This is a genomic window from Thermoflexus sp. (genome assembly GCF_025055495.1).
GTDB lineage: Bacteria > Chloroflexota > Anaerolineae > Thermoflexales > Thermoflexaceae > Thermoflexus.
In genome coordinates this window covers 1-8,185 of sequence record NZ_JANWXB010000309.1, presented here as the reverse complement: position 1 = coordinate 8,185, position 8,185 = coordinate 1, and the positions used below count along the sequence as shown (strand labels likewise).

The window sequence follows — 8,185 nt, the reverse complement described above, 5'->3', positions numbered from 1 at the left end:
GGTGGGCGGCACCTCCCCCCCACCCCCCCCCCCCGCCCCTCGGTGCTGGGCGGTAATCGTTTTAATCGGATTGGGGGGGGGGGGGGCCCACCCCGGCGGGCCCCCCCGCCCGCCTCATCCAAGCCGAAACTGTCCGATGATGGGTTCGTTCTTCATTATACCGGATGGCGCGGACCCAGGAGGCGCTGCGGTCCAGCCAGCCCCCCCATCTTTTTTCTCCCCCTCCCCACGGCCTTTTAGGCCAGTCGGACATCCAGGCTACCTGCCGCTTCCTCAAACTCCAGGTAAAATGAGTAGAAATTACACCTCAGCTCTTTAGACGCAAGGGAAGCGGTTCATCCAGCTCGTCCGGGGAGAATCCACCGCACCCGTCTGTAAGAAATTGCGCTCGAGCTCACGGAGTCCGATGAGTGATCTGAAAGGTTCGCAAGCTCAAAAGTCTGTTTCCTTAGAGGAACCTACCACGCTGGAGGAACTGGCTCGGCGCCCGACCTGGCCCCTGGTGGTGGTGATCTCCGGGCCTTCGGGGGCCGGGAAAGACTCCCTCATCCGGCGGATGAAGGAGTTAAAAGTCCCTTTCCACTTCGTCGTCACGGCCACCTCCCGCCCCCCCCGTCCGGGTGAAGTCGATGGGGTAGATTACCACTTCCTCTCCCGGGAGCGATTTGAAGCCGGCATCCAGGCCGGGGAGTTCCTGGAATATGCGATCGTTTACGGGGACTATAAAGGGATTCCCCGATGGGAAATCGAAAACGCCCTGGCCAGCGGGAAGGATGTCATCCTGCGCGTGGATGTACAGGGGGCCGCCACGCTCCGGCGTCTGATCCCGGACGCTGTCTTTATTTTCGTGATCCCTGCTTCCCGGGAAGAGCTCATCGAGCGCCTCCGGGCCCGCGGCACGGAAACCGTGGAATCCATCGCCCGAAGGCTGCAGGCAGTGGAAGAGGAGCTCCGGCATTGGACGGATTTCGATTACGTGGTCGTCAACCGTGACCAGCATCTGGATGAGGCGGTGAACGACATCCTGGCGATCATCCGCACGGAGCATTGTCGGGCGCATCCCCGCCGGGCTCATCTGGAGCATCCGGCCGAGGTTTCAGGAAGCGAGTTATAATCCGGCGCCCTTGGTATGGGCTCTGAACCGTGACTGGGGAAGCAGGGGCATCCCCTCTGGCGGTGCCTCCGCCCTCCGGGGAACGAAGGCGCGATCCCCAACGGACTCGGGAAAGCGACTTGACGGATGACTGGGGAGAAAGATCTTTTCTCTTATAGTCGGGCGGAAGCGGTTCGGCGAGAGGCCCCTCTGGCGGCGCGCCTGCGCCCTCGACGCCTGGAGGAGTTCGTGGGCCAGGCTCACCTGATCGGGCCAGGCGCTCCCCTCCGACGCCTCATTGAAGAAGGGAAACTGCTGAACTCCATGATCTTCTGGGGCCCGCCAGGCACCGGCAAGACCACCCTCGCTGGGCTGATCGCCCAGGCGGCCCGGGCCCATGTGGAGCCCCTGAGCGCGGTCACCACGGGCCTCCCGGACCTGCGCCGGGTGATCCATGAAGCTCAGGAGCGCCGTCGCCTGTATGGCCAGCGGACGATCCTCATCGTCGACGAGCTGCATCGCTTCACCCGGGTGCAACAGGATGCCCTGTTGCCTTATGTGGAAGACGGCACGGTCGTTTTCATCGGCATCACCACCGAGAACCCCTACTTCGCCGTCGTCCCCGCTTTGGTCTCCCGCTCCCGCGTTTTCTACTTTCAACCCTTGACAGAGGAGGAAGTCCTTCAGCTGCTCCAACGCGCGCTCTCCGACCCGGAGAACGGTTATGGCGGACAGCCCATCCGGGTCTCTGAGGAAGTCCTCCGATTCTGGGCTCGCCTGAGCGAAGGGGACGCCCGCAGCGCGCTGAACGCGCTGGAGCTGGCTGTCAGCGCGACCCCGCCGGATCCCGATGGGGTGATCCGCATCTCGCTGGAAACCGCCCAGGCCGTCGTCCAGCGACGGGCCCTGGCCTATGACCGGGAGGCCCATTACGATACGATCAGTGCGTTCATCAAATCGATCCGAGGAAGCGATCCGGATGCCGCCCTGTTCTGGCTGGCGAAAATGGTGGATGCTGGAGAGGATCCCCGATTCATTATGCGGCGCCTGTTGATCCTGGCCGCGGAGGATGTGGGGCTGGCGGATCCGATGGCGATCGTCCTGACGGCCGCCTGTGCCCAGGCCCTGGAATGGGTAGGGATGCCGGAAGCGGCTTATCATCTGGCCGAGGCGACCCTTTATCTGGCCACTGCCCCTAAGAGCAACCGCACAGGCGCCTTCTTCCAGGCCCTGGAATTCCTTCGAGCGCACGGAGCGGGCGAGGTCCCTGCCCACCTGAAGGACGCCAGCCGGGACGCCGAGGCCCTGGGCCATGGCCGGGGCTATCAATATCCTCATACGTTTCCAGGGCACTTCGTTCGGCAATCTTACTGGCCCCTGGGGCTCCCTCGGGCCCGCTTTTATGTGCCATCGGACCAGGGTTACGAACGGGAGATCGCCGAGCGACTCCGCCGCTGGTGGGGCGAGAACGTAGAGGGCCATGAAGGCTCTGGATCCTCGGATGTCTGAAGAGGAAGGAGCGCGTGCCCCCTCGTCTCTTCTCGGTAGGGCTTTTTAGGGCGGGTGAGGACGCCTTGGGCAGCCTCGCCTGCTTCCAGAATCCGATTCTTGCCCCTCCCGCCTGAAAGGCCGCGAGGGGGAACGATGCCTGTTCAGCCGAGCTGGCAAGTTATGCGCGAAGGCAGGTCCCCGTGGCGCGAACGATTGCAGTGGTCAGCCAGAAGGGGGGAGTCGGCAAAACCACAACGGTGGTCCATCTCGGCGTCGCCCTCGCGGAGCGCGGCGTCCCGACCCTGCTGGTGGATCTCGACCCCCAGGCGGCGCTAACAGCGGCTTTCGGGTTGAACGAGGATCTCTCGTTAACCATCGAGGCATCGCTCATGAAAGGCATCGCCATTACTCAGGTGATCCGGAACGTCCGGCCCTCTCTGGATATCATCCCTGCTTCCTTTCAGTTGAACCAGGCAGAGCTGAGCCTGCACCAGCGCCCGCGCTGGCCTTACCGGCTTCGGGAGGCCCTTCAACCGATTCAGGGACGCTATGCCTACATCCTGATCGACGCGCCGCCCGGGTTGGGTCCCCTTACGGTAAACGCCATCGCCGCCGCGGATGCGTTTCTGGTCCCCATTCGGCCGGATTATCTCTCCCTTCGCAGCCTGAAAGGGCTGCTGATCGCGATCGGGCGGTTGCGCCAGCAATTGGGGCTTTCCATCGAGCTGCTGGGTATCCTGCCGACGATGGTGCAGCTCCATCTTCGCCATCATCGAGACGTGCTCGCGGAGCTGACGGCCGCCTTCGGAAGAAAGGTGTTTCAGGTCTTTATCCCCCAAAGCATCCGTTTCGCGGAGGCTCCGGTCGCCGGGCAGAGCCTGCTGGATTATATGGCCAGCCACCCTGGGGCCCAGGCTTATCGCCGACTGGCTGCGCTGATTGAGGAAGCGGGTGGGGGATGATCGGGCTCCCTGCCCATCCTGGTATCCAATCCCGTGTCGTGGAAGCCATCTCTCCCCTCTCCACGCAGCCCTTCAGGCCATAGGGAGGTGGGAGCTTGGGGCCAAGGGTCCCCCCGGTCCCACATCCCCTGGGCTATGGGGAGGGGGGAGAAAGGATGTGGGGCGGACCCTCCACCCAGTCGTGCAACGAGTCGAACGAAACGAAGCAGAAGCAGGGGCATCGGTCCGATCAACAGGGCCCTTTCCAGGATCAGGCATCTTGAGGTCTGGAACGCTGCAATGGGAAGGCGAGGAAAGCCAGAAACCTCTGTGCGGGGCAGAGGTCGCGCGCTCTTTGCCGGGTTGACCGAATGGGTGGAGCCCACCCAGTTGCCCGGGCAGACACCGGAGGCGTCTCCCTCGGAGCCGGCGTCGCGTTCGAGCGAGGCCTTCTCTTCCTCCCCGTTGGAGGAAACACGGGGAGGCGAAGGAGCCCCTTCACCCGTTCTCGAGCCGGCCCCCTCATCGAAGCCTTCGGAGGTCTCGGTGGAGGTTGCCGCCTCGACTCCGCCGAAGGATGGCGATGGTTTCCGGTTTCTCGCCCTGGAAGCCGCGCGCGCGTCCGCTGCCACCTCCGGGATCCCAGGTTGGGCGCCTCCGCCGGACTGGCGCTGGGAGCCTGCGGGCGCGCCCGCGGAGACCGTCGAAGTGGACCCCCATGCGCCGATGCGGGCGCTGCGCATTCCGGGACTGCTGATGCCGGAAGCTCTCAGCCCCATGGAGGATTCGCCGAAAGCGACTGTGGAAACCCGCGCGGAAGTAGAGCCATCCATGGAACGAGCTCCCACAACCGCTATGCCCCCGGAAAGACCTGCCACCGCTCGTGCACGTGGGGTGGATGAAGCCCATCTTCGTCAGCTGAACACACGGATCGACGAGCTTTATCGCCGCATTGCCAGCGGGGCGATCCCCGATGCAGGAACCGCGGAACAGGCCCTGGCATGGCTGAAGCAAGCTCGGGAGGCCCTCCTCTCCCCAGACGGCTATGACGAGGCCGAATACTATTACAGCCTCGCCCAGACCCGTTATGCCATCGCCCGCCGGCTCTGGCGATGGTCCTACACCTATGGGCTTTTCGTCTTCGTTTGGGGCATCGCCTGGCTGGGGCTTTACCTCTGGGCGTTGACGGACGGTCGGAGCTACAGCGCCCGGGTGGTCCCTCCGGGCTATGAAGGGATCTGGGAGCCGATCATGTGGGGCGGCCTGGGTGGGGTATGTGGCATCTTCTACAGCCTCTACTGGCACGTGGCGATCAAACGGGATTTCGATCGTCAGTATGTGATGTGGTATCTCGTTCAGCCGCTCCTTGGGAGCATGATCGGGATGATCATTTATATGATCATCACGGTAGGCTTCCTCACCATCCAGGGGGTGCCCACGCCGGCCAATCCGCTTTTCATGTATCTGCTCGCCTTCATCGCCGGCTTCCGACAGCGGTTCTTCTTGGAGCTCATCGATCGCATCGTCCAGACCTTCACGCCAAACCCCAGGAGTAACGCATGAGCGGACGTCTCGCCTTTGTTTTCCCAGGGCAGGGCTCACAGTATGTGGGAATGGGCCGGGCCCTCTATGAAGCGTTTCCCGAAGCCCGCGAGGTGTTCGAGGAAGCGGACGACCGGCTGGGTTATGCGCTCTCCCGTCTGTGCTTTGAGGGGCCGGAGTCGCAGCTGAACGACACCTTCTACACCCAACCGGCCATCCTCACGGTCTCCATCGCCGCGTGGCGGGCCTGGCAGGCCCGGGGCGGGCCCTCGCCGGATCTGGTGGCCGGCCACAGCTTGGGGGAGTTCACCGCGCTGGTGGCAGCGGGCGCGCTCTCCTTCCCGGATGCCCTGTATCTGGTGCAGGAGCGCGGACGCTGGATGAAGCGGGCGGGGGAGCAACAGCCGGGGGCCATGGCCGCCGTGCTGGGGATGGAGCGAGCAGCCCTGGAAGAGATCTGCGCGGAAGCCAGCCAGGAAACCGGAGAGGCCGTCGTCGTCGCTAATGATAACTGTCCGGGTCAGCTCGTGATCTCCGGCGGCAAAGCCGCGGTGGCCCGCGCGGGCGAGCTCGCCCGAGGTCGGGGAGCGAAACGAGTCGTCCCACTGGCGGTCAGTATCGCCGCCCATTCCCCATTGATGGCCCCGGCGGTAGAGCCCTTCCAGGCCGTGTTGAAGGCCACGCCCTTTCATCGGCCAAGCATCCCGGTGATCAGCAACGTGCAGGCCCGCCCCCTGCAAAGCACTCCGGAAGACTTGCGGGTGGAGCTGGCCCAGCAGCTGACGGCCCCGGTCCGATGGACGGAGAGCATTCAGTGGATGATCGAAAACGGCGTTCGGATCTTCGTGGAATTCGGCCCTCGCGATGTGCTGAGCGGTCTGATCCGCCGGATCGCCCCGGAAGCTCGCACCCTTCGGGTGGAGGACCCGGAGACCCTGGAACAGGCCTTGCGGGCGCTCGATTAGGCTCCCCAAAGTAGGTAGGGGCACCGCGCGCGGTGCCCCTACCTATTTGTCGGCGAGGCCGCCGTCGGCGGCCCGCATTCCACGAAAATTGATCGCTGAGCGGCCAAGGCCGCACGGGGAGAGGGAAGAGGGGTGGGAACGCTCCCCTTCAAGGAGCCATATCTTCATCACGATCATGGGGAGCGACTACTCTGATTTGGGGTTTTCAAGGGCGGTGCGGGAGGCTGAAGGCCCCCCACACCGCCCCTGAACGATTTTGTCTCCCCCCTCTCCACGGCCCAGAGGGCTGTGGAGAGGGGGGAGAAATGGGGGAGGGGCCATCACCCTTCAGACCGGCTTGCTCCCTGAACCCCCAATTCATAACTGGTCGAAATCACTCATCCAGGATCCAACGATCCAGATCCCGCGTATAAGAGAGGATCTCATCCTCCCGGAAGAACAGCGGGATCTCAAAGGCCGCGGTCTCCGGCCCATCCGATCCGTGAACTAGGTTACGTCCGATGGTGAGGCCGAAGTCCGCCCGGATGGTCCCGGGTTCCGCCTTCGCGGGATCTGTCGCGCCCATGGTCTTCCGGACGACCTCGATGGCCCTGGGGCCCTCTACGACCATCGCCACCACCGGGCCGGAGGTGATGTAACGAATCAGGCCCTCGTAGAAGGACTTGCCCTGATGAACCGCATAATGGCGCGCGGCCAGCTCAGGAGAGATCTGCATCATCTTCATCGCCACGATCCTCAGCCCGCGACGCTCCAGTCGGGAGATGATCTCTCCGATCAGCCCCCGCTGAACTCCATCCGGCTTGATCAGGACCAGCGTTCGCTCCACGGTCTGGCCTCCTGGGTCATGGTTCACAAGGATGAGATTATAGCATAGTGCTTTGGCCAGCTATGAATTCGAGATTTAGGGAGCTGGAGCAGGGAAAATCTTTTGGGGGCGGGGTGGGAGCCTTTAGCTCTCCGCCCTGCTCCCGAAAATCCCGAATCCAAAGCCGGACAAGGAGTAGTTTGCCAGGCTGTTCCTTCTGGCGTAAAATTGTGAAAGTAAGCACGGATCGCACTCCTAATTCATCCAAACCCACTCAAGGAGGGGGGTAAGCAGCCATGGAAACGAGCCCTGTGGTCTTAGAACAGCAAGAGGAGGCAGAGAGCTCCGTCAAAGTTCCCCTTCGATCCCTTCGCCCGAAGATGCAAGTAGAAGGAGTTGTTCTCACCGTCACTCCCGCAGGCGCTTTCGTCGACATCGGCTCTGAGATCCCCGGCTTTATTCATATCTCCCAGTTAAGCCCACAACCGGTTCTTCGGGTCTCCGATGTGCTGAAACCCGGCGATCGCGTGACGGCATGGGTCAAGCAGGTCAACCGGAAGAAAAACCTGCTGAGCCTCACGATGATCCGCCCGGCCGCCTATGGCTGGGGGCAATTGAAGCCCGGCCGGGAGTTCACGGGTCGGATCACGCGAGTGGAACCCGGCGGTGTGTATGTGGATATCGACGCGCCGGTGGAGGGATTCGTTCCGGCATCCCAGATTCGTAGGGAGAGCCGTGTGGATCCCACGGGATTGTTCCGGGTAGGCGATGAAGTGAAAGTTTGGGTGGTCAGCGCCAGCCGCCGCGAACGCCGGCTGCGTCTGACCATGATCCCGCCGCCCTCGATGAAATGGGAGGACTTGAAGGTCGGCGAGCTAACCCGGGGCAAGGTCACCCGGGTGGAGAAGTTTGGGGCCTTCGTGGATATCGGAGCGGAACGGGACGCCCTGATCCATATCAGCGAATTCGGAGTGCGCAATCTGAAGGATCCCTCCGAGGTGCTCCAGGAGGGCCAGGAAATCGAGGCCCGCATCATCCTGGTGGACCCTGAGAAGAAGCAGATCCGGCTCAGCCTAAGGGGACTCCTCCATGTCAAAGAAGTAGAGCCTGAACCGCCCGTTCAGAAAGCGGTCCCCTCGCGATCGGCTCCCGCCCCTGAAGCCGAACCCGCTGAGGAGGAGCTCACGGTGATGGCTTACGCTCTGAAGCGGGCGCTGAAGGAAGCTCAGGCCCGCGGCCGATCGATCCCTCCGCTGGAATCGCTGTCCACCAATTAGCTGGTCGTATTTCCCTGGCACGGATCCTGCCTTCGATTTCATAAGGATTCAGGGGGGCGAGGCCGCCGAAG

At 63.2% G+C, this 8,185-nt stretch carries 7 protein-coding genes; 6 read left to right on the top strand and 1 reads right to left on the bottom strand.

What is annotated here, in order from left to right; translation table 11 throughout:
- Positions 1 to 406 precede the first annotated feature (406 nt).
- From NZM16_RS09780 to fabD, 5 genes are all read left to right on the top strand, one after another.
- Positions 407 to 1,114, top strand: a complete 708-nt coding sequence (locus tag NZM16_RS09780) for a guanylate kinase (protein ID WP_295448268.1) — start codon at positions 407 to 409, stop codon at positions 1,112 to 1,114.
- A 126-nt stretch (positions 1,115 to 1,240) separates the two neighbouring features.
- Entirely contained in the window at positions 1,241 to 2,602 is a 1,362-nt protein-coding gene (locus NZM16_RS09775; RefSeq protein ID WP_295480179.1) for a replication-associated recombination protein A, read from the top strand.
- Between the two features lie 182 nt (positions 2,603 to 2,784).
- Positions 2,785 to 3,546 (top strand): ParA family protein, encoded by a 762-nt coding sequence (locus tag NZM16_RS09770; RefSeq protein ID WP_295448263.1) that lies wholly within the window; start codon positions 2,785 to 2,787, stop codon positions 3,544 to 3,546.
- Between the two features lie 525 nt (positions 3,547 to 4,071).
- Positions 4,072 to 5,088 carry a hypothetical protein gene (locus NZM16_RS09765; RefSeq protein ID WP_295448260.1) on the top strand — a complete coding sequence of 339 codons (1,017 nt, stop codon included), beginning with the start codon at positions 4,072 to 4,074 and terminating at the stop codon, positions 5,086 to 5,088.
- Positions 5,085 to 6,032 (top strand): ACP S-malonyltransferase, encoded by a 948-nt coding sequence (gene fabD, locus NZM16_RS09760; protein WP_295480178.1) that lies wholly within the window; start codon positions 5,085 to 5,087, stop codon positions 6,030 to 6,032. Before NZM16_RS09765 ends, fabD begins: the two co-directional genes overlap by 4 nt.
- A gap of 373 nt (positions 6,033 to 6,405) precedes the next feature.
- Here fabD and ndk read toward each other — a convergent pair whose 3' ends face one another.
- Positions 6,406 to 6,858 carry a nucleoside-diphosphate kinase gene (gene ndk, locus NZM16_RS09755; protein ID WP_295480177.1) on the bottom strand — a complete coding sequence of 151 codons (453 nt, stop codon included), beginning with the start codon at positions 6,856 to 6,858 and terminating at the stop codon, positions 6,406 to 6,408.
- Positions 6,859 to 7,133: 275 nt separating this feature from the next.
- Between ndk and NZM16_RS09750 the strand changes: the two genes are divergently transcribed.
- A complete protein-coding gene (locus tag NZM16_RS09750; RefSeq protein WP_295480175.1) occupies positions 7,134 to 8,114 on the top strand; it encodes a S1 RNA-binding domain-containing protein in 981 nt (326 codons plus the stop codon).
- Positions 8,115 to 8,185: the final 71 nt, after the last annotated feature.